Below are 19,150 nucleotides of genomic sequence, written 5' to 3'. Positions count from 1 at the left end.
GCGCCCGGGTGGCCCGGCCCGCTGTCGGTGGCGGGTGTCACAGTGGGGGGACGCGGGGGAAGCCCGTGCGACGAGGGCGATGGCGACGGGGCTGCCGATGGGTGACTACTTTCAGCGGATCGTCGATGTGGAGGCGGCCGGCGACGAGGCCGGGGCGCTCGCGGAGCGGATGGTCGGCTGGCTGGTCGCCGAGGGTGTGATCACCCGTGAGACGTCCGGCGAAGGGGTGTACAGCCAGACCGCGGACGAGGGTTATGTGCCCGGCCCCCGCTGGGACCGGGCCGTGGAGGGTTCCGCGGAGACGGGGTGGCAGCCGGGCCCGGTGGCGGTCATGACCGGGCGGGACTACTACGTCGGGGGCCAGGGGCAGGACGAGGCGGACTCCGCGGTCTGCCCGCGGTGCGACACGAAGACCGTGATCATCGACTATCCGGAGCAGTTCGAGGCGGACGACGAGGTCTGGCGGCCGTTCCGGGAGGCCATCGCCGCCTGGAAGGAGACCGGCGGGGAAAGCACGGCCTGCGCCGCGTGCGGTGCGGTCGTCCCGGTCACCGAGTGGCGGTTCGGCTCCGGCTTCGACCTCGGGGCGCTCGCGTTCGACTTCTGGGGGTGGCCACCGCTCGGCACCGCCTTCCTCGCCGAGTTCTCCAGGCGGTTGGGGCACCGCACGGAGGAGCAGGGCGGCAAGTTCTGAGATCCTCGGCGCCCGCAAGCGGGACGACCGCGCCGGGCCCGGCGCCCCGCCCAGGGGTGACGCGGGGTCAGCCGGCCGGGCCGAGGGGCGGGCCGGTGAGGATGCGGCGCATCGCCTCGGTCAGATCCCCGGCGAGGGGCGTGGCGTCGGGGTCGATGGCCATCTGCACGGCCATGCCGCCCACCAGCATCATGTAGAACGAGCCCAGGATCCGCGCGCTCTCCTCGTCGACCTCGTCCTCCGGGATCCCATGGAAGAGGGCCACCAGCCCCTTCCGCCCCTCCGGCTGCGCCTGACCGAACGCCGCGCGCAGCTCCGGGTCGCCCTCGACCCGCATGACCGCCTCGAGCTGCACCCGCCACAGCGCCTGGTGCTTGCCGAACAGTTCGAGCATCCGGGTCCACCCCGCCTCGAACCGCGCTGCCTGGCCCGCGCCGGAGTCCTCGGCGCCCGGGCCCTCGGCGCTGCGGGCCTCTTCCTTCAAGGACCGCTCCACGTCGTCCGCCCACTCGCCCATGGCCGCGAACAGGGCCTCCCTCATCAGGGCGTCCTTGGAGCCGTAGTGGTAGCCGATGGACGCCAGATTGGCGCCCGAGGCGGCCACGATGTCCCGCGCGGTGGTGCGTGACCAGCCCTTTTCCAGCAGGCAGCGCTTGGCCCCCGCCAGCAGATCCTCTCGGTGTCCCATGCCGTCCACCCTATCCCGAGACCCATACAACCGTCCAAGACATCCGTCTTATACAGCCGTACTAGACAAGCGTTTAAGACGTTCGTATAGTCCTCGGCATGACTTCGACTTCCGCCAATTCCCGGGCCGGTCGCAAGGAGTGGACCGCCTTCGCGGTGCTGATGCTCCCGCTGCTCCTGGTGTCCATGGACGTGTCGGTGCTGTACTTCGCGCTCCCCGAGATCAGCGCGCAGCTGCGCCCCAGTTCCACCCAGCAGCTGTGGATCTTCGACATCTACGGCTTCGCCCTCGCCGGGCTGCTCATCACCATGGGGTCGCTCGGCGACCGGATCGGGCGCCGGAAGCTGCTGATGATCGGCGCCACGGCCTTCGGCGCCGCCTCGGTGGCGGCCGCGTACGCGAACAGCGCCGAGATGCTGATCGCGGCCCGCGCGCTGCTCGGCATCGGCGGGGCGACCCTGATGCCCTCGACCATGGCGCTCAGCCGCAATCTCTTCCAGGACCCGAAGCAGCGCGCCACCGCGATCGGCATCTGGTCCGGCGCCATGGCCGGCGGGGTCGCGCTCGGCTCGGTGCTGGGCGGGGTCATGCTGTCCCACTTCTGGTGGGGCTCGGTCTTCCTCATCAACACCCCGGTGATGGCGCTGCTGCTGATCCTCGTCCCGGTCCTGGTGCCCGAGTTCAAGGACCCGGCCCCGGGGAAGTTCGACCTGCTGGGCGTTCCGCTGTCGATGGGCGCGGTGCTGCCGGTGATCTACGGTCTGAAGGAGTCGGCGGCCCACGGGTTCAGCGGGCCGCGGGCGCTGTGGATCGCGGCCGGGCTGCTGATCGGCCTCGTCTTCGTCCACTGCCAGCGCACCCACGCGCACCCCATGATCAGCCCCGAGCTGTTCCGCCGCCGCGGCTTCGGCTCCTCGATCGGGCTCAACCTCATGGCCTCGTTCGCGATGATGGGCTCCGCCCTCTTCACCACCCAGTACCTGCAGTCGGTGCTCGGCAAGGGCCCGCTGGAAGCCGCGCTGTGGAGCCTGCTCCCCTCGGTGCTGGTGGGCGCCGCCGGCCCGGCATCGGCCGCGCTCGCCCAGAAGGTGAACCGGGCGTACGTCATCAGCGGCGGATTCCTCGTCGCGGCCGCCGGCTTCGGGCTGCTGACCCTCGCCGGCACCGACTCGCTGTGGCTCGTGCTGATCGCGGCGGGCGTCCTCGCCTCGGGCATCGTCACCGTGATGTCGCTGATCACCGACATGGCGCTGGGCGCGGCCCCGGCGGAGAAGGCCGGTTCCGCCTCGTCCCTGCTGGAGACGGGCCAGGAGTTCGGCGGGGCGCTCGGGATGGCCCTGCTCGGCGTCGTCGGCAACGCCGTCTACCGCCACGACATGACGGACAAGCTGCCCGCCGACCTGCCGTCCGGCCTGCCGCCCGACGCGCTGGACGCGGCCCGCGAGACGCTGGGCGGCGCGGCGGCGGTGGCCGACCGGCTGACCGGTCCGGCCGGGGACGAGATGCTGAGCGCGGCGCGCGAGGCGTTCACCCACGGCTTGCGGGTGGCTTCGGTGGCTGGGGCGCTGGTCCTGGTCGCGGCCGCGGTCGTGGCGGCCTTCGCCCTGCGGCACATCCGGGCCGCGGCCCGCGACGCCGAGGACACCGCGAAGACCGCCGAGGAGAGCGCGCGGGAGCACGGGGAGCCGCTCGCGTCCGGTGCCGAGCGGGGGACGGCACCGGGCGAACTCCGGCCGGAGACGGTGGCGGGCCGCCGCTAGGCCGTGGCCCCGCGCCCCTCACCGACGCGACCCCGCCCGGGACCCCGGGCGGGGTCGCGTCATGCCGGGCGCCGCCAACGGCCGTAAGCCTCCTGGAGCTTGACTCGAATCCTCGTCGAATCCGATGGCAACCTTCCTGCGCGCGGCGGCAACCAGAGGCACGGAGAGCTACTCGTTTCTCTCTGCCAACTGACGTCACAGAAAACACCAAAGTCCCCTGAATCCCCCCGAGAGGACTGATGCACCGTGCGCCTCCCCCGAGCCTTAGTGACCGCCGCGCTCGCCACCGCATTCCTGGTGGGGGCGGGCCATGCGCCCCAAGCCGTCGCGGGTGAACTGCCCGCCGACACGAGCTTCTTCACCGACCCGGACTCCCAGGTCAACAAGTGGGTCGCCGCCAACCCCGGCGACTCCCGCCAGCCGCGCATAGCCTCGCGGATAGCCAGCCAGCCGCAGGCCGTCTGGTTCGCCCGCTACTCCCCCTCCACCGTCACCGCGGACGTCCGCAAGGTGACCTCCGCGGCCGCCTCCAAGAACCAGGTCCCCGTCCTCGTCGCGTACATGATCCCCAACCGCGACTGCGGCGGCGCCTCCGCCGGCGGCGCCCCCGACCTCACCGCCTACGACGCGTGGGCGCGCAACTTCGCCGCCGGACTGGGCAGCGGGTCCTCGATCGTCATCCTCGAACCGGACTCGATCGCGCTCATCAGCTGCCTGTCGTCGAGCGAGCTGAGCGCCCGCTACGCCTCGCTCGCCCGGGCCGCCTCCGCCATCCACGCCGCGAGCCCCAAGGCCCGGGTCTACTTCGACGCCGGGCACTCCGCGTGGAACAGCGCCTCCGTACAGGCCTCGCGGCTGCGCTCGGCGTCCGTGCTGACCAGCGGCGACGGCATCTACAGCAATGTCTCCAACTACAACCGCACCTCGAACGAGGTCGCCTTCGCCAAGAGCGTGCTCGGCCAGCTCGGCGGCTCGGGCCTGACCGCGGTCATCGACACCAGCCGCAACGGCAACGGCCCCGCCCCCGACAACGCCTGGTGCGACCCGCACGGCCGCAAGGTGGGCGAGAACCCGACCGCGAACACCGGCGACCCGGCCATCGACGCCTATCTGTGGATCAAGCTGCCGGGCGAGCTGGACGGCTGCGCGGGCGCCGCGGGCAGCTTCTCCCCCGACTACGCGTACGAGCTGGCGGGTTAGCCGTGCTCGGACGTACGTCGTACGCCCTGGCGGCCTCGCTGGTGTGCGGGCTTCTGGCCGCACCCGGCGGGGCCGCCGCCGCGCAGCGGGACCTGCCTCAAGACCGGCCCACCGGCTGGGCCACGGCGGGCCCGGGCACCACCGGGGGCGCGGGCGCCGCACCCGACAGCAGGCATACGGTGCGGAACCGGGCCGAGCTCAAGGCCGCCCTGGCCAACCACGGCGACCCCACCGCACCCAAGGTCATCACCATTCGCGGCACCGTCCACGGCAACCAGACCGACGACGGCCGCCTCCTCGGCGAACAGGACTACGCCCCCGGCTGGGACCTGCGCCGGTACATGGACTGCTTCGGCCCCGACGGCACATCCTGGAGCGACGACCGCTACGAGTGGTGCAAGCGGATGCGTACGCTGCGGATCACCGGCTCGAACGCCCAGAAGCAGCAGATCCAGCTGACCGTCCCCAGCAACACCACGATCCTCGGGGCGGGCGACGACGCGGCCCTCCTCGGCGTCGACCTCACCGTCAACACCGGCCAGAACATCATCGTCCGCGATCTCCGCTTCGAGGCGCCCATCGACCACTTCCCCAGCTGGGATCCCGGCGACGGCGACCAAGGCGCCTGGAACGCGCGCTTCGACGCCATGTCGGTGGTCACCGGCCGCAATCTCTGGATCGACCACTGCGCCTTCGGTGACGGCCGCTACCCCAACAGCCAGGCCCCGGCCGGCTTCCACGGCAAGCCCGTCGAGCGCCATGACGGGCTGCTCGACATGGAGGACGCCACCGACTTCGTCACCGTCTCCTACAGCCGCTTCACCGACCACGAGAAGACCGTCCTCATCGGCTCGGGCGACGGCAAGGGCGACCGCGACCGCGGCCATCTGCGGATCACCTTCCACCACAACCTCTTCGCCGACACCGCCCAGCGCTCCCCGCGCGTCCGCTTCGGCCAGGTCCACACGTACAACAACTACTTCCGCGGCTCCACCGTCGATCCCGACTACCCGATGCGCGGCGAACGGCTCGGCGGCAGCGCGTACTTTCTCGGCGTGGGGCTCGAATCCAAGCTCGTCTCCGAGTACAACGCCTTCGACCACACCGGCCCCGGCGCCTCCCCGGACATCGTGCTGGCCAACTTCCACGGCCACCAGTTCCATGACACCGGGTCCTGGTACCGCGGCCGCCCGCTCGACATCGACGCCGTCGCCCGGCGGAAGTTCGAGACCGCGGCGGCCAGGGCGCGCGCGGACGCGGAGGCGTCGGGTACCCAGCCCCCCGAGTGGGCGACCCGCACCTTCACCACGGACGTCGGCTGGTCCCCCGCCGACGTGTACCGCTACCGCCCGCAGCGCTCGGCGGCGGCCGTCCGGCACACGGTGCTCCGCGAGGCGGGCCCCAGGAAGGCCGTACGGCCGTCCCCGGCCGCCAAAAAGTCCCCTTCGGGATAATCCGCCACGGATCGACATTGTTACCCTGGCGGACATGACCGCCATGGCACCCTCACGCACCCAACCCGACCTGTCGTACCTGCTGGACCACACCAGCCATGTTCTGCGCACCCGCATGGCCGCGGCACTCTCCGAGATCGGGCTGACGGCGCGCATGCACTGTGTGCTGGTCCACGCCCTGGAGGAGGAGCGCACCCAGGCCCAGCTCGCCGAGCTCGGAGACATGGACAAGACCACGATGGTGGTGACGGTGGACGCCCTGGAGGCGGCCGGCCTCGCCGAGCGCCGCCCCTCCAGCAAGGACCGGCGGGCCCGGATCATCGCCGTCACCGAGGAGGGCGCACAGGTCGCCGAGCGGAGCCAGGAGCTCGTCGACCAGGTGCACCGGGATGCCCTGGGGGCGCTCCCCGAGCCCACCCGGACCGCCCTGCTCCAGGCCCTGAACCAGCTGACCGAAGGGCATCTGGCCACCCCGACGGAGAGCCCCCGGCCCGCCCGGCGGGCACGCCAGTGACACACATAGAACTGAAATAGATCGTCTGCAACGGAACTATCTGCTACGGTCTTTCCTGTCGCCATCACGCGACGGCATCGACAGGAGAGACGTTATGTCTGCTATTTCCGCTTCCCCTCCCGCCATTTCCCGCTCGCGCTGGCTGGCCCTCGGCGTGATCGCGACGGGGATGCTGATGGTCGTCCTCGACGGCTCCATCGTGACCGTGGCGATGCCGGCCATCCAGGACGACCTGGGCTTCTCCCCCGTCGGTCTGAGCTGGGTCGTCAACGCCTACCTGATCGCGTTCGGCAGCCTGCTCCTGCTCGCGGGACGGCTCGGCGACCTGATCGGCCGTAAGCGCATGTTCCTGGCCGGCGTCGGGGTCTTCACCGCGGCCTCCCTGCTGGCGGCCGCCGCCACCTCCCCCGCGATACTGATCGCCGCCCGGTTCCTCCAGGGGGTCGGCAGCGCGATGTCCTCCGCGGTCAGCCTGGGCATCCTGGTCACGCTGTTCACCGAGCCCAGGGAGCGCGCCAAGGCGATCGCCGTGTTCAGCTTCACCGGCGCGGCCGGCGCCTCGATCGGCCAGGTGCTCGGCGGGGTCCTCACCGACGCGCTCAACTGGCACTGGATCTTCCTCATCAACCTGCCGATCGGGCTGGTGGCCCTCGCGATCGCCGTCCCGGTCCTGCCCGCCGACCGCGGGCTCGGCCTGCGCGCCGGAGCCGATGTCATCGGCGCCATCCTCGTCACGGCGGGGCTGATGCTGGGCATCTACACCGTGGTCAAGGTCGAGGAACACGGCTGGACTTCGGCTCACACCCTCGGCTTGGGAGCCCTCTCGCTGCTTCTGCTCGCCGGGTTCGTCGCCCGCCAGGCCACCGCCCGCACCCCGCTCATGCCGCTGCGGATCCTCCGGTCGCGCAGCGTCGCGGGGGCCAATGTCATCCAGGTCCTGATGGTCGCCGCCCTGTTCTCCTTCCAGATCCTGGTCGCCCTCTATCTCCAGCGGGTGCTGGAGTACGGCGCCGCCGAGACCGGCCTGGCCATGCTCCCGGCCGCCGCCGTCATCGGCGCCGTCTCCCTGGGCGTCTCCGCCCGGCTCAACGCCCGCTTCGGCGAGCGCAAGGTGCTGCTGGCGGGGATCGTGCTCCTGATCGGGGTCCTCGGGCTGCTCACCCGCGTCCCCGTGCACGCGGACTACGTCACCGACCTCCTTCCCGTGATGCTGCTCGCCGCCGGCTTCGGCCTCGCGCTCCCGGCGCTGACCACCCTCGGCATGTCCGGCGCGAAGGAGGACGACGCCGGTCTCGCCTCCGGGCTGTTCAACACCACCCAGCAGATCGGGATGAGCCTGGGCGTCGCGGTCCTGTCCACCCTGGCGGCGTCCCGCAGCGACAGCCTGCTGGCCCAGGGCCGGAGCCGGGCCGAGGCGCTGACCGGCGGCTACCGGCTGGCCTTCACCGTCGGTGCCGGGCTGCTCGTCGCCGCCTTCGTCGTCGCGTTCACCGTGCTCGCCCAGCCCCGGCCGCGGCCCACCGCGGTGACCGAGGAGGCCGCCGACCCGGCCGCCGCCCCCGCCCCCGTCGCCTGACCCCCTCCCCCACCACCACCGAAAGGCCCGGCCCCATGAACACGAACGTGGTCGAGAACACCAGCCCGACGAACGAGGAAGAGCACAAGCCGGGTTCCGGACCCGAGCCCCGGCCGCTCACGGACGAGGAACTGTCCCGGGTGCTGCGGGAGGGGCAGTTCGCGGTGCTCGCCACGGTCAGGCGCAGCGGCCACCCCCACCTTTCGACCGTGATCTACCGCTGGAGCCCCGAGGAGCGCGTGATCCGGATCTCCACCACCGCCGACCGCCTCAAGGTGCGTCAGCTGCGCCGCGACCCGCACGCCGCCCTGCACGTGGGCCCGGATGTCTGGTCGTTCGCCGTCGCCGAGGGCGACGCGGAGATCTCCGAGGTGACGACCGTGCCCGGCGACGCGGTCGGGCGGGAACTGCTCTCCCTGACGCCCGGCTTCGACGACCCGCGGGACGAGGCGGCCTTCCTGGAGCAGGTGGTGGCGGACCGGCGCGTGGTGATCAGGATCCGGGTGTCCCGCCTGTACGGAACGGCCCTCGACATCCCCGCCGCCGACTGATCAGACAACTGCCAGCCGCCGCAGCGCCGGACCGATGTCCGGCGCTGCGATCGCGCCGTAGCCGAAGACGAGACCCGGGCGTACGGAAGGGCTCATGGCGACCTCGGACAGGGTGTGGAGCGCCACCCCCGAGGCGCGGGCCCGGCCCACCAGTTCGGCGAGGTCGCCCGTGGCGTAGGCGGTGACATGCAGACCGGCCGAGGACGGGACGACGTCGAGCCGATCCGGGAAGTCCTGGGCGAGCGCGGTCGTGATCCGCTGGTGCCGCGCCGCGTACTCCTGCCGCATCCGGCGGATGTGGCGGGCCAGCAGGCCGTCGTCGATGAACCGGGCCAGCGCCGCCTGAGTGGGCAGGGAGGTGCTCCAGTCGGTGACGTACTTCGCCGCGCGCAGCGCGTCCCGCAGCGGGGCCGGCGCGATCAGGAAGCCGAGCCTCAGCGAGGGCAGCATGACCTTCGAGAAGGAGCCCACGTAGATCACATGTCCGGCCCGGTCGACGCTCTGCAACGGGTCGATCGGCCGCCCGCCGAACCGGAACTCGCTGTCGTAGTCGTCCTCGATCACGACCGCGCCGTGTCGCTCGGCCCACTCGACGAGCGCCATCCGGCGCCGCAGCGACATCGGCATGCCCAGCGGGAACTGGTGGGAGGGCGTCACATAGACCACGCGCACCCCGTCCGGCAAGGCGTCGACGCACAGCCCCTCGGCGTCCACCGGGACCTCCACGACCGTGGCGCCCAGCGAGCGGAAGAGCATCCGGGCCGGCGGATAGCCGGGGTCCTCGACCGCGACGCCGTCGCCCGGCCCGACCATCACCCGGCAGATCAGGTCGAGGGCCTGCTGGATGCCGTTGGTCACCACCACATCGTCGGCAGACGCCCGCACCGCCCGGGAGAGGCCGATGTGGCGGGCGATCGCCGCGCGCAGCCCGCCGTGGCCCGCCGGATGTCCGAGGCCCCGCGCGGCCGAGGCCGACGGGCGCAGCTCGCGGGCCACCAGCCGCCGCCAGGTCTGATACGGGAACAGCCGGGCGTCCGGCAGCCCCACGCGCAGGTCGTACGCGACGGAGGCCGGCTCGTCGTCGGCCCGGGCCCGCCATAGCGACACCCCGTCCCAGACGGGGCGCGGCCGCAGGACGGACGGGGTGCTCCCGGCGCCCGACGTCCGGCCGACCGCCCGTACGAACGTCCCCGCGCCGACCCGGCTCTCCAGATAGCCCTCGCTCGCCAGGCGGTCGTAGGCGACGCCGACCGTGTTGCGGGCCACCGCGAGACGCCGGGCCATCTCCCGGGTGGGCGGCAGGGCGTCGCCCGGTCGCAGCCGCCCGTCGAGGATGGCGGCACGGACCTGTCGATAGATCTGGCCGGACAGGTCGCGATGCCCGTCCAGGCTGACGTGGACCTCCATATTGGCTCAATCGTATGAGGGTTTATTGGACCTGGTGTTGGTCCACTGCCATTTTTAGGCTCGGGCCATGGAAATTCACAAGGCGGACGTCCAAGAGCTCGACCGCCGCGCGCTGACGCTCCTGGGCGAGGTCGTGGGCAGGATGAAAGACGATCAGCTGCCGCTCCCGACGCCGTGCCCGGACTGGACCCTGCACGGCCTGATCCGCCATCTCGTCAGCCAGAACGAGGGTTTCGCCGCCGCGGCGCGCGGCGCGGGCGGAACGCTCTCCGTCTGGCGCGAGGGCGACCTCGGCGGCGACCCTCGCGCCGCGTTCGAGGCGTCGGCGGCGCTGGTCGGCGAGGCCTTCGCGGAAGACGGCGTGCTTGACCGGCCGTTCGTCCTGCCGGAGGTGCGGGAGGGCGGGGCCTTCCCCGGGCGGGTCGCGATCGGCTTCCACTTCCTCGACTGCGTCGTCCACGCCTGGGATGTCGCGGTGACGGTCGGCGTCCCGTGGGAGCCCGATGAGGAGCTGACCGCCGCCGCGCTGCGGATCGCCGAGAGGGTGCCGGAGGAGGGCCGCGGCCCCGGCGCCGCCTTCGACCGGCGCCTCCCGCACCCGGACGGCGCACCGCCGCGCCACCGGCTGCTCGGCCTGCTCGGCCGTACCCCGCGCGGGGCGGGCGGGTCATGCTGAGAACCGGCTGGCGCCCCGGGCCGGAGGCGGGCACGGACGGCCCGGTGCTGGTCAGCGTCACCGACTTCACCTTCGCCAGACGGCTGGACCTGCCCGGCATCGCCCGCGCGGCCGTCCGGCTGCGGCGCGGCTGGCCCACGCTCGACGGGGCGGTCGGCCTGCGGCTGTGGACGGCGCCGTGGGCCCGGCGCTGCGGCGCGGTGTCCGTGTGGACCGGCGATCAGGCCCTGTACGGATTCGTGGGTCTGCCGGACCACGTCGCGATCATGCGCAAGTACCGTACGCGCGGCGAGACCAGGGTGACGACCTGGATGTCTCCCGGGTTCGACGAGGCCCGCGTCTGGCGGGACGCCTATCGCGTGCTCATGGGATCCGAAGACGCCGGAGCCGCCCCTGACGGGGGTAGGGGCGGCCCCGGCGCGGATGTTTCCACCCCGGACGGGGCTATCCCAGGTGCGCCGGAAGCGGCGCCACCTGCTCCGCGTCGGGCTGACGGCTCGGCCGCGGGGTGTTCATCAGCAGGCCCACCACGACCGCCGACACCGCGAGGATGACCGAGGACCAGACGAAGGCCTGGGAGAACCCCTCGACCAGGCCTTCCTTGGCCATCTGCGGGCTGACCTCACCGGCGCGGACCGCCGGGGCCAGGTAGTCGTTGGTGGCGCTGGTGGCGATCGTGTTGAGCATCGCCGTGCCGATCGAGCCGCCGATCTGCTGGGCGGTGTTGACGGTGGCGGAGGCGATGCCCGCGTCCTGGGGCTGGACGCCGTGGGTGGAGTAGTTCATCGACGGCGCCATCGTCAGGCCCATGCCGAAGCCGACGAGAAGTTCGGCGGGCAGGATGCCCGCCGCGTACGAGCTGCCGGGCTCCAGGGGGACCAGCAGCGCGACGCCGAGGGCCGCGATGAGCATGCCCGGGACCATGAGGACGCGGGGCGCCACCTTGGGGAGCAGCCGGGACCCGACGCCGGCGGCCGAGACCAGCACGGCCGCGGTCATCGGCAGAAAGGCCACGCCGCTGACCAGCGCCGAGTAGCCCTTGACGCGCTGCATGTAGTACGTGAGGAAGAGGAACATCGCGAACATGCCGACGACCGCCATCCCGACCGCGAGATAGGCGCTGCCGCGCGTACGGTCCGTGATCACCCGCAGGGGCAGCAGCGGGCGCGGGACGACGCGCTCGGTCAGGACGAACGCCGTCAGCAGGACCACGCCCAGGGTGAGCAGCCCGGTCACGGTCAGCGAGCCCCAGCCCTCGGACTCCGCCTCGCTGCACCCGTACACCAGCGCGACAAGACCGGACACGGCCAGCAGCACGCCGGGCACGTCGAAGCGGGCGCGCTCGCCCTTGGCGGGCTCGTCGGCGGGCAGGACGTACCAGCTGAAGACGGCGACGGCGGCGACGGGCACGTTCACATACAGGCACCAGCGCCAGTTCAGATACTCGGTCAGCAGCCCGCCGAGCACCAGCCCGACCGCGCCGCCGCCCGCCGCAATGGCGCCGAAGACGCCGAAGGCCTTGGCGCGCTCGCGCGGTTCGGTGAAGTTCACCGAGATCAGGGACAGCACCGTGGGGGCAAGCAGGGCGGCGAACACGCCCTGGAGCGCGCGGGCGGCGAGGAGCATCCCGAACCCGGAGGCCGCGCCGCCGAGGGCGGAGGACGCGGCGAAGCCGATCAGACCGATGAGGAAGGTGCGCCGGCGGCCGGTGTAGTCGGCGATCCGTCCGCCGAGGAGCAGCAGGCTGCCGAACGCCAGGGTGTAGGCGGTGACCACCCACTGCCGGTCGCCGTCGGAGATCCCGAGGTCCTGCTGGGCCGAGGGCAGGGCGATGTTCACGACGGTGATATCGAGGACGATCATCAGCTGGGCCAGGCCGATGAAGAGCAGTGCCAGCCAGCGCCGGGGGTTGACCGCGGGCTGCGTGTCGAGGGGCTGGGCCATAGCGGTGCCTTTCTGGGGCGAATGCGAAGATTTCGGGCTTAGAGAGGCTTCCCCGGCGGGGTTTGCCCGGGCATGGGGGTCCTCCGGAAGCGACTGGACGGGTCAGTCCGACCCGCCGCCCATCACCCGTCCTCTGAGCCGCTTGAACGCGGCGGAGTCCAGCGCCGGACCGGACAGCGGGGTGTTGGGCCGGGGGCTGCCGGCGGGGCGCAGGCCGTCGAGATATACGTCCAGATGGCGGTGCGCGAGCGCCTCGTCCTCCGGGATGAGGCCGCCCGGCAGCGGGCGGGCCAGCCGGATGAGCAGCAGGGTTATGTCGCCGAAGACGACGTCGGAGCGGACCAGCCCGGCCTCGCGGGCCTGCCGGAGCAGCTCGTCCACGGGGTCGGCGGCGTCCTGGCTGACGGCGTCCACGAGCTCGTCGACCGTGACCCGGCCGAGGAGCGAGGGCACCACCGAGCCGATCTTGAGATCGAGGGCCGCGTGCATGAAGCGGCGCAGCGCGTCCAGCGGGTCGCACGCCTCCTCGGCCGCCCGGTGCGCGGTCTCGACCAGCGCGGTGAACACGTCTATCGCCACCGCGCGGATCAGATCGGCGCGCTCGGGAAACCGCCGGTAGAGCGTCGCGATGCCCACGCCGGCCCGGCGCGCGATCTCATCGAGGGGGGCGTCGGGGCCCTGTTCGGCGAAGACCGAGCGGGCGGCGCACAGGATCTGCTCGCGGTTGCGGCGGGCGTCGGCCCGCATCCGGGGCGGCCCGGGCCGGTCGGCGGCACCGGGCACTTCGGGGGCCTCGGCCGCGTCGGCGTCGGGGGTGGTGGACACGGCGGACCTCCCACGGGCAGCGCACATGGCGAGCTAGGTGGAGAATTTTTCTCCACTTAGCTGTTTCAGCGTAGCCTCTGAGCGCACGTCATTCAACACATGATGAAAAACCCCGGCGAGTCCCGAACACACCCACGAACGCACCCGCGGACGCACCCGCGGACGCACCCGCGGCCCCCGGGCACGACAAAGCCCGGCCCCCGCCGAAGCGGGGGCCGGGCCCTGTGCTGCTCTGTGCTGTCGGAGGCCGCCCTGCGGTCTCGCTCAGTCGACCAGGTTGACCGAACGGGCCGACGTGGCGCCGATCTCCTCGGCGATCTCGGTGAGGACCGTCTGCGGGATCGTGTCGTCCACGGTCAGCGCCACCAGCGCCGCGCCGCCCGCCGCCGAACGCGAGACCTGCATACCGGCGATGTTGATGCCCGCCTCGCCGAGGATCCGGCCGAGCGTGCCGACCACGCCCGGGCGGTCGGTGTAGCGCAGGAAGGCCATGTGATCGGCGAGCGCGAGGTCGACGTCGTACTCGCCGACCGCGACGATCTTCTGCTGGTGCTTGGGGCCGGCCAGGGTGCCGGAGATCGAGACCTCGTCGCCCCCGGAGAGGGTGCCGCGGACGGTCACCACATTGCGGTGCTCCGAGGACTCCGAGCTGGTGGTCAGACGCACCTCGACGCCGCGCTCCTGCGCGAACAGCGGGGCGTTCACATACGACACCGTCTCGTCGACGATGTCCTCGAACACGCCCTTGAGCGCGGAGAGCTCGAGCACCTTGACGTCGTGCTGGGTGATCTCGCCGTACACCTCGACGTCCAGCCGGACCGCGACCTCGCCCGCGAGCGCGGTGAAGATCCGCCCGAGCTTCTCGGCCAGCGGCAGCCCGGGGCGCACCTCCTCGGCGATGACACCGCCCTGGACGTTCACCGCGTCCGGGACCAGCTCGCCCGCAAGCGCCAGGCGCACCGAGCGGGCGACCGCGATGCCCGCCTTCTCCTGGGCCTCGCCGGTGGAGGCGCCCAGGTGCGGGGTGGCGACCACGTTGTCGAACTCGAAGAGCGGGGAGTCCGTGCACGGCTCCTTGGAGAAGACGTCCAGGCCGGCGGCCGCGACCCGGCCCTCCTTGAGGGCCGCCGCCAGCGCCTCCTCGTCGACGATCCCGCCGCGCGCGGCGTTGACGATCCGGACCTCGGGCTTGACCTTGTGGAGCGCCTCGTCGCCGATCAGGCCGACGGTCTCGGGGGTCTTGGGGAGGTGGACCGTGATGAAGTCGGAGACCTCGAGCAGCTCGTCGAGCGACAGCAGCTTGACGCCCATCTGGGCGGCGCGCGCGGGCTGGACGTAGGGGTCGTACGCGACGATCTTCATGCCGAAGGCGGACATCCGCTGGGCGACCAGCACGCCGATGCGGCCGAGGCCGACGACGCCGAGGGTCTTCTCGCTCAGCTCCACGCCGGTGTACTTGCTGCGCTTCCACTCGCCGTTCTTCAGCGCCGCGTTCGCCTGCGGGATGTTGCGGGCGGTGGCGACCAGCAGACCACAGGCCAGCTCGGCGGCGGTGACGATGTTGGACGTCGGGGCGTTGACGACCATCACGCCGGCCTTGGTGGCGGCGGAGACGTCCACATTGTCGAGACCGACGCCCGCGCGGGCGATCACCTTGAGCTTCTTCGCCGCGGCGATGGCCTCGGCATCGACCTTGGTGGCGCTGCGCACGAGGATCGCGTCCACGTCGGCGATGGCGGGCAGCAGCTCGGCCCGGTCCCCGCCGTTGCAGCTGCGGATCTCGAAGTCCGGGCCCAGGGCGTCCACCGTGGCAGGCGACAACTCTTCGGCGATGAGTACGACGGGTTTACCCGTGGAAGCAGTGCTCACGTGGTCTTCAGTCCTCACTAGTCCTATGCGGACGGCCGTCCCGACGGCCGCAGGCGTGAAGGGGGGCAGCCGCGTGAAAGACACACGACGCTGTGAGCCCTGACGCGCTTGTTCCCGTCAGTGTAGTGGCGTACCACAGGCGTTTTGCGCCATAGCGGCAGGATCACCCGCACGTGGTCTTGCATGATGGACAAGTCCGGGACCGGACCCCCGAGGTGCGGGCTCGCGGGTCCGGTCCCTGAGGGCTCAGGCCTCGTCGTCGACCCAGCTCATGAGCTTGCGCAGCTCCTTGCCGGTGGTCTCCAGCAGGTGGTCGCCGTCGGCCTTCTTGTACTCGTTGTACTTCGGCAGACCCGCGTGGTACTCGTCCATCCAGTTCTTGGCGAAGGTGCCGTCCTGGATCTCGGCGAGGACCTTCTTCATCTCGGCCTTGGTCTGGTCGTTGATGATCCGCGGGCCGGTGACGTAGTCGCCCCACTCCGCGGTCTCGGAGATCGACCAGCGCATCTTCTCCAGGCCGCCCTCATACATGAGGTCCACGATCAGCTTCAGCTCGTGGAGGCACTCGAAGTACGCGATCTCCGGCTGGTAGCCGGCCTCGACCAGGGTCTCGAATCCGGCCTTGACCAGCGCGGAGGTGCCACCGCACAGCACCGCCTGCTCGCCGAAGAGGTCGGTCTCGGTCTCCTCGGTGAAGGTGGTCTTGATGACGCCGGCGCGGGTGCCGCCGATGCCCTTGGCGTACGACAGGGCGAGCGCGAAGGCGTTGCCGGTGGCGTCCTGCTCGACGGCCGCGATACACGGCACGCCGCGGCCCTCCTCGTACTGGCGGCGGACCAGGTGGCCCGGGCCCTTGGGGGCGACCATGCAGACGTCGACGCCGGCCGGCGGCTGGATGAAGCCGAACCGGATGTTGAAGCCGTGGCCGAAGAACAGCGCGTCGCCGTCCTTCAGGTTGGCCTTCACCGACTCCTCGTACACCTTGGCCTGGATCGGGTCCGGGACCAGGATCATGATCACGTCGGCCTCGGCGGCGGCCTCGGCCGGGGTGACGACGCGCAGCCCCTGCTCCTCGGCCTTGGCCTTGGACTTCGAGCCCTCGTGCAGGCCGACCCGGACGTCGACGCCCGAGTCGCGCAGCGACAGCGCGTGGGCGTGGCCCTGGCTGCCGTAGCCGAGGACCGCGACCTTGCGGCCCTGGATGATGGACAGGTCGGCGTCGTCGTCGTAGAACAGCTCGGCCACTTCGGGATTCTCCTAGCGTTTTCGGGTTGTGCGTCCCACCGTATGACGGGCGGGCGGATGAAGGTTGCGGGGTCTCGCCATACGGGCCCCGGGTCGGCCATGATCGGCCGCCCGGCGCCCCAGGGCCCGTCAGGCGGTTCGGTCGAGCGCGCGCAGGCTCCGGTCGGTGATGGAGCGGGCGCCGCGCCCTATGGCGATGGTGCCGGACTGGACCAGTTCCTTGATGCCGTACGGTTCCAGCATCTTGAACATGGCCTCGAGCTTGTCGCTGCTGCCGGTGGCCTCGATGGTCACGGCCTCCGGGGAGACGTCCACGGTCTTGGCGCGGAACAGCTGGACGATCTCGACGATCTGGGAGCGGGTCTCGTTGTCGGCGCGGACCTTCACCAGGACGAGTTCCCGCTGGATCGCCTGGCTGCCCTCCAGCTCGACGATCTTCAGAACGTTGACCAGCTTGTTGAGCTGCTTGGTGACCTGCTCCAGCGGGAGCTCGTCGACATTGACCACGATGGTGATCCGGGAGATGTCGGGGTGCTCGGTGACGCCGACCGCGAGCGAGTCGATGTTGAAGCCGCGGCGGGAGAACAGCGCGGCGATCCGGGCCAGGATGCCGGGGGTGTTCTCCACCAGGACGGAGAGTGTGTGCTTGGTGGACATGGTCTCTCTTCTCTCTGCTGTCCTGGCCTCAGTCGTCTTCGCCGTCGCCGAAGTCCGGACGGACGCCGCGCGCCGCCTGGATCTCGTCGTTGGAGGTGCCGGCCGCGACCATCGGCCAGACCATGGCGTCCTCGTGGACGATGAAGTCCACGACCACCGGCCGGTCGTTGATCGAGTTGGCCTTCTCGATGACGGCGTCGAGGTCGGCCGGGTCCTCACAGCGGATCCCGATGCACCCCATGGCCTCGGCGAGCTTGACGAAGTCGGGGACGCGGGTGCCCGCGTTCTGCTGGGCGGGGGTGTCCGGGCCCGAGTGCAGCACGGTGTTGGAGTAGCGCTGGTTGTAGAAGAGCGTCTGCCACTGGCGGACCATGCCCAGCGCGCCGTTGTTGATGATCGCGACCTTGATCGGGATGTTGTTCAGCGCGCAGGTGACCAGCTCCTGGTTGGTCATCTGGAAGCAGCCGTCGCCGTCGATCGCCCAGACCGTGCGGTCCGGGGTGCCGGCCTTGGCGCCCATCGCGGCGGGGACCGCGTAGCCCATGGTCCCGGCGCCGCCGGAGTTCAGCCAGGTCGCCGGCTGCTCGTAGTCGATGAAGTGGGCGGCCCACATCTGGTGCTGTCCAACGCCCGCGGCGAAGATCGTGTCCTCCGGCGCCAGCTGTCCGATCCGCTGGATGACCTGCTGCGGGGACAGGCTGCCGTCCTCCGGCTGCTCGTAGCCCAGCGGGTAGGTCTCCCGCCACCGGTTCAGGTCCTCCCACCAGCCGGAGTAGTCGCCGACGTGGCCCGCGTCGTGCTCGGCCTGGACCGCGACGACCAGGTCCGCGATGACCTCGCGGGCGTCGCCGACGATCGGCACGTCGGCGGCGCGGTTCTTGCCGATCTCGGCCGGGTCGATATCGGCGTGGACCACCTTGGCGTTCGGGGCGAAGGAGTCGAGCTTGCCGGTGACCCGGTCGTCGAAGCGGGCGCCCAGGGTGATGAGCAGGTCGGCCTTCTGGAGGGCGGTGACGGCGGCGACGGTGCCGTGCATACCCGGCATGCCCAGGTGCTGGCGGTGGGTGTCGGGGAAGGCACCCAGCGCCATGAGGGTGGTGGTGACGGGCGCGCCGGTCAGCTCGGCCAGCACCCTCAGCTCAGCGGTGGCCTGGGCCTTGAGGACGCCGCCGCCCACGTACAGCACCGGGCGCTCGGCCTGGGTGATCAGGCGGGCGGCCTCGCGGATCTGCTTGGCGTGCGGCTTGGTGACCGGGCGGTAGCCGGGCAGATCGGTCTGCGGCGGCCAGGAGAAGGTGGTCCGCGCCTGGAGGGCGTCCTTGGCGATGTCGACCAGGACCGGGCCGGGGCGGCCGGTGGAGGCGATGTGGAACGCCTCGGCGATCGTCCGCGGGATGTCCTCGGCCTTGGTGACCAGGAAGTTGTGCTTGGTGATCGGCATGGTGATGCCGCAGATGTCCGCCTCCTGGAAGGCGTCCGTGCCGATGGCCTTGGAGGCGACCTGACCGGTGATCGCGACGATGGGGACCGAGTCCATGTGCGCGTCGGCGATCGGGGTGACCAGGTTGGTGGCGCCGGGGCCCGAGGTCGCCATGCAGACGCCGACCTTGCCGGTGGCCTGGGCGTAGCCGGTGGCGGCGTGGCCCGCACCCTGCTCATGGCGGACGAGCACATGCCGGACCTTCGAGGAGTCCATCATCGGGTCGTACGCGGGGAGGATCGCGCCGCCGGGGATACCGAAGACGGTGTCGGCGCCGACCTCCTCGAGCGAGCGGATGAGGGACTGCGCGCCCGTGACGTGCTCGACGGGGGCGGGGTGGGAACCGCCGTTTCGGGGCCGCGGCTGGGGATGGTGGGCCCCGGTGGCCTGCTCGGTCATCGGCATTCTCTTCTCGGATGAGGGTCTGTGCGGGGAGTGGGAGAGCGGTACGACTTGTGCCAGTGCAACAAAAAACCCCTCGTGCCGTGAGGCAAGCGAGGGGAGCGCGCCGGAGAGGTCCGCAGGGCTTTCGGGGTGGCCCTGCTCAGCCGACGCGCTGTCCAAGTACGAGAATTCGGGTGCGCATGGCTCCGACCCTCCCCCCGGCGCA

Annotated in this window: 16 protein-coding genes; 8 read left to right on the top strand and 8 right to left on the bottom strand. The window is 71.4% G+C overall.

Going from position 1 to position 19,150, the window contains the following annotated elements; genetic code table 11:
- Positions 1-97 precede the first annotated feature (97 nt).
- Complete coding sequence (locus tag ACH4S9_RS13655) at positions 98-694, top strand: hypothetical protein (RefSeq protein WP_398371773.1); 597 nt, start codon at positions 98-100, stop codon at positions 692-694.
- 67 nt (positions 695-761) lie between these two features.
- On the opposite strand, the gene ACH4S9_RS13650 is transcribed toward ACH4S9_RS13655, so the two are convergent.
- Positions 762-1,382: a TetR/AcrR family transcriptional regulator gene (locus tag ACH4S9_RS13650; RefSeq protein WP_361192436.1), complete on the bottom strand. Its 621-nt coding sequence runs from the start codon at positions 1,380-1,382 to the stop codon at positions 762-764.
- A gap of 98 nt (positions 1,383-1,480) precedes the next feature.
- On the opposite strand from ACH4S9_RS13650, the gene ACH4S9_RS13645 reads away from it, so the two are divergent.
- From ACH4S9_RS13645 to ACH4S9_RS13620, 6 genes are all read left to right on the top strand, one after another.
- The gene (locus tag ACH4S9_RS13645; RefSeq protein ID WP_398371771.1) at positions 1,481-3,142 is read left to right on the top strand and encodes an MFS transporter; all 1,662 of its coding nucleotides are present in this window, start codon (positions 1,481-1,483) and stop codon (positions 3,140-3,142) included.
- 246 nt (positions 3,143-3,388) lie between these two features.
- Positions 3,389-4,342, top strand: coding sequence for a glycoside hydrolase family 6 protein (locus ACH4S9_RS13640; protein WP_311730717.1), 954 nt, complete (start codon positions 3,389-3,391; stop codon positions 4,340-4,342).
- 2 nt (positions 4,343-4,344) lie between these two features.
- A complete protein-coding gene (locus tag ACH4S9_RS13635; protein ID WP_398371769.1) occupies positions 4,345-5,796 on the top strand; it encodes a polysaccharide lyase family 1 protein in 1,452 nt (483 codons plus the stop codon).
- 34 nt (positions 5,797-5,830) lie between these two features.
- Positions 5,831-6,310 carry a MarR family winged helix-turn-helix transcriptional regulator gene (locus ACH4S9_RS13630; protein ID WP_385348931.1) on the top strand — a complete coding sequence of 160 codons (480 nt, stop codon included), beginning with the start codon at positions 5,831-5,833 and terminating at the stop codon, positions 6,308-6,310.
- 94 nt (positions 6,311-6,404) lie between these two features.
- Positions 6,405-7,886, top strand: a complete 1,482-nt coding sequence (locus ACH4S9_RS13625) for an MFS transporter (RefSeq protein WP_361192427.1) — start codon at positions 6,405-6,407, stop codon at positions 7,884-7,886.
- Positions 7,887-7,921: 35 nt separating this feature from the next.
- Positions 7,922-8,437 carry a TIGR03618 family F420-dependent PPOX class oxidoreductase gene (locus tag ACH4S9_RS13620; RefSeq protein ID WP_311730721.1) on the top strand — a complete coding sequence of 172 codons (516 nt, stop codon included), beginning with the start codon at positions 7,922-7,924 and terminating at the stop codon, positions 8,435-8,437.
- Here ACH4S9_RS13620 and ACH4S9_RS13615 read toward each other — a convergent pair whose 3' ends face one another.
- On the bottom strand, positions 8,438-9,844 hold the full coding sequence (locus ACH4S9_RS13615; RefSeq protein WP_311730722.1) for a PLP-dependent aminotransferase family protein: 1,407 nt from the start codon (positions 9,842-9,844) through the stop codon (positions 8,438-8,440).
- A 67-nt stretch (positions 9,845-9,911) separates the two neighbouring features.
- On the opposite strand from ACH4S9_RS13615, the gene ACH4S9_RS13610 reads away from it, so the two are divergent.
- Complete coding sequence (locus tag ACH4S9_RS13610) at positions 9,912-10,520, top strand: TIGR03086 family metal-binding protein (RefSeq protein WP_398371765.1); 609 nt, start codon at positions 9,912-9,914, stop codon at positions 10,518-10,520.
- 444 nt (positions 10,521-10,964) lie between these two features.
- Here the strand turns inward: ACH4S9_RS13610 and ACH4S9_RS13605 are convergent, their stop codons facing one another.
- The 6 genes from ACH4S9_RS13605 to ACH4S9_RS13580 all read right to left on the bottom strand — a co-directional run bounded on the left by ACH4S9_RS13605 (position 10,965) and on the right by ACH4S9_RS13580 (position 18,945).
- On the bottom strand, positions 10,965-12,464 hold the full coding sequence (locus ACH4S9_RS13605) for an MFS transporter (protein WP_311730725.1): 1,500 nt from the start codon (positions 12,462-12,464) through the stop codon (positions 10,965-10,967).
- Between the two features lie 102 nt (positions 12,465-12,566).
- Positions 12,567-13,289 (bottom strand): helix-turn-helix domain-containing protein, encoded by a 723-nt coding sequence (locus ACH4S9_RS13600; protein ID WP_311730726.1) that lies wholly within the window; start codon positions 13,287-13,289, stop codon positions 12,567-12,569.
- 264 nt (positions 13,290-13,553) lie between these two features.
- Entirely contained in the window at positions 13,554-15,158 is a 1,605-nt protein-coding gene (serA, locus tag ACH4S9_RS13595) for a phosphoglycerate dehydrogenase (RefSeq protein ID WP_311730727.1), read from the bottom strand.
- A 246-nt stretch (positions 15,159-15,404) separates the two neighbouring features.
- Entirely contained in the window at positions 15,405-16,403 is a 999-nt protein-coding gene (ilvC, locus tag ACH4S9_RS13590; RefSeq protein WP_352129389.1) for a ketol-acid reductoisomerase, read from the bottom strand.
- Positions 16,404-16,532: 129 nt separating this feature from the next.
- Positions 16,533-17,060, bottom strand: a complete 528-nt coding sequence (gene ilvN / locus ACH4S9_RS13585; RefSeq protein ID WP_311730729.1) for an acetolactate synthase small subunit — start codon at positions 17,058-17,060, stop codon at positions 16,533-16,535.
- Positions 17,061-17,088: 28 nt separating this feature from the next.
- Positions 17,089-18,945 (bottom strand): acetolactate synthase large subunit, encoded by a 1,857-nt coding sequence (locus ACH4S9_RS13580; RefSeq protein WP_311730730.1) that lies wholly within the window; start codon positions 18,943-18,945, stop codon positions 17,089-17,091.
- Positions 18,946-19,150: the final 205 nt, after the last annotated feature.

It is taken from the genome of Streptomyces sp. NPDC021225, assembly GCF_044332865.1.
Taxonomy (GTDB): Bacteria; Actinomycetota; Actinomycetes; order Streptomycetales; family Streptomycetaceae; genus Streptomyces.
Note: the sequence above shows the minus strand (reverse complement) of the source record. Positions and strands in the feature narration are given on the sequence as shown.

Bases quoted from the DNA above. Each gene is read 5' to 3' on its own strand.
- ACH4S9_RS13655 (WP_398371773.1), top strand. From the start codon at position 98: ATGGGTGACTACTTTCAGCGGATCGTCGATGTGGAGGCGGCCGGCGAC.
- ACH4S9_RS13650 (WP_361192436.1), bottom strand. From the start codon at position 1,382: ATGGGACACCGAGAGGATCTGCTGGCGGGGGCCAAGCGCTGCCTGCTG.
- ACH4S9_RS13645 (WP_398371771.1), top strand. From the start codon at position 1,481: ATGACTTCGACTTCCGCCAATTCCCGGGCCGGTCGCAAGGAGTGGACC.
- ACH4S9_RS13630 (WP_385348931.1), top strand. From the start codon at position 5,831: ATGACCGCCATGGCACCCTCACGCACCCAACCCGACCTGTCGTACCTG.
- ACH4S9_RS13625 (WP_361192427.1), top strand. From the start codon at position 6,405: ATGTCTGCTATTTCCGCTTCCCCTCCCGCCATTTCCCGCTCGCGCTGG.
- ACH4S9_RS13620 (WP_311730721.1), top strand. From the start codon at position 7,922: ATGAACACGAACGTGGTCGAGAACACCAGCCCGACGAACGAGGAAGAG.
- ACH4S9_RS13615 (WP_311730722.1), bottom strand. From the start codon at position 9,844: ATGGAGGTCCACGTCAGCCTGGACGGGCATCGCGACCTGTCCGGCCAG.
- ACH4S9_RS13610 (WP_398371765.1), top strand. From the start codon at position 9,912: ATGGAAATTCACAAGGCGGACGTCCAAGAGCTCGACCGCCGCGCGCTG.
- ACH4S9_RS13605 (WP_311730725.1), bottom strand. From the start codon at position 12,464: ATGGCCCAGCCCCTCGACACGCAGCCCGCGGTCAACCCCCGGCGCTGG.
- ilvN (WP_311730729.1), bottom strand. From the start codon at position 17,060: ATGTCCACCAAGCACACACTCTCCGTCCTGGTGGAGAACACCCCCGGC.
- ACH4S9_RS13580 (WP_311730730.1), bottom strand. From the start codon at position 18,945: ATGCCGATGACCGAGCAGGCCACCGGGGCCCACCATCCCCAGCCGCGG.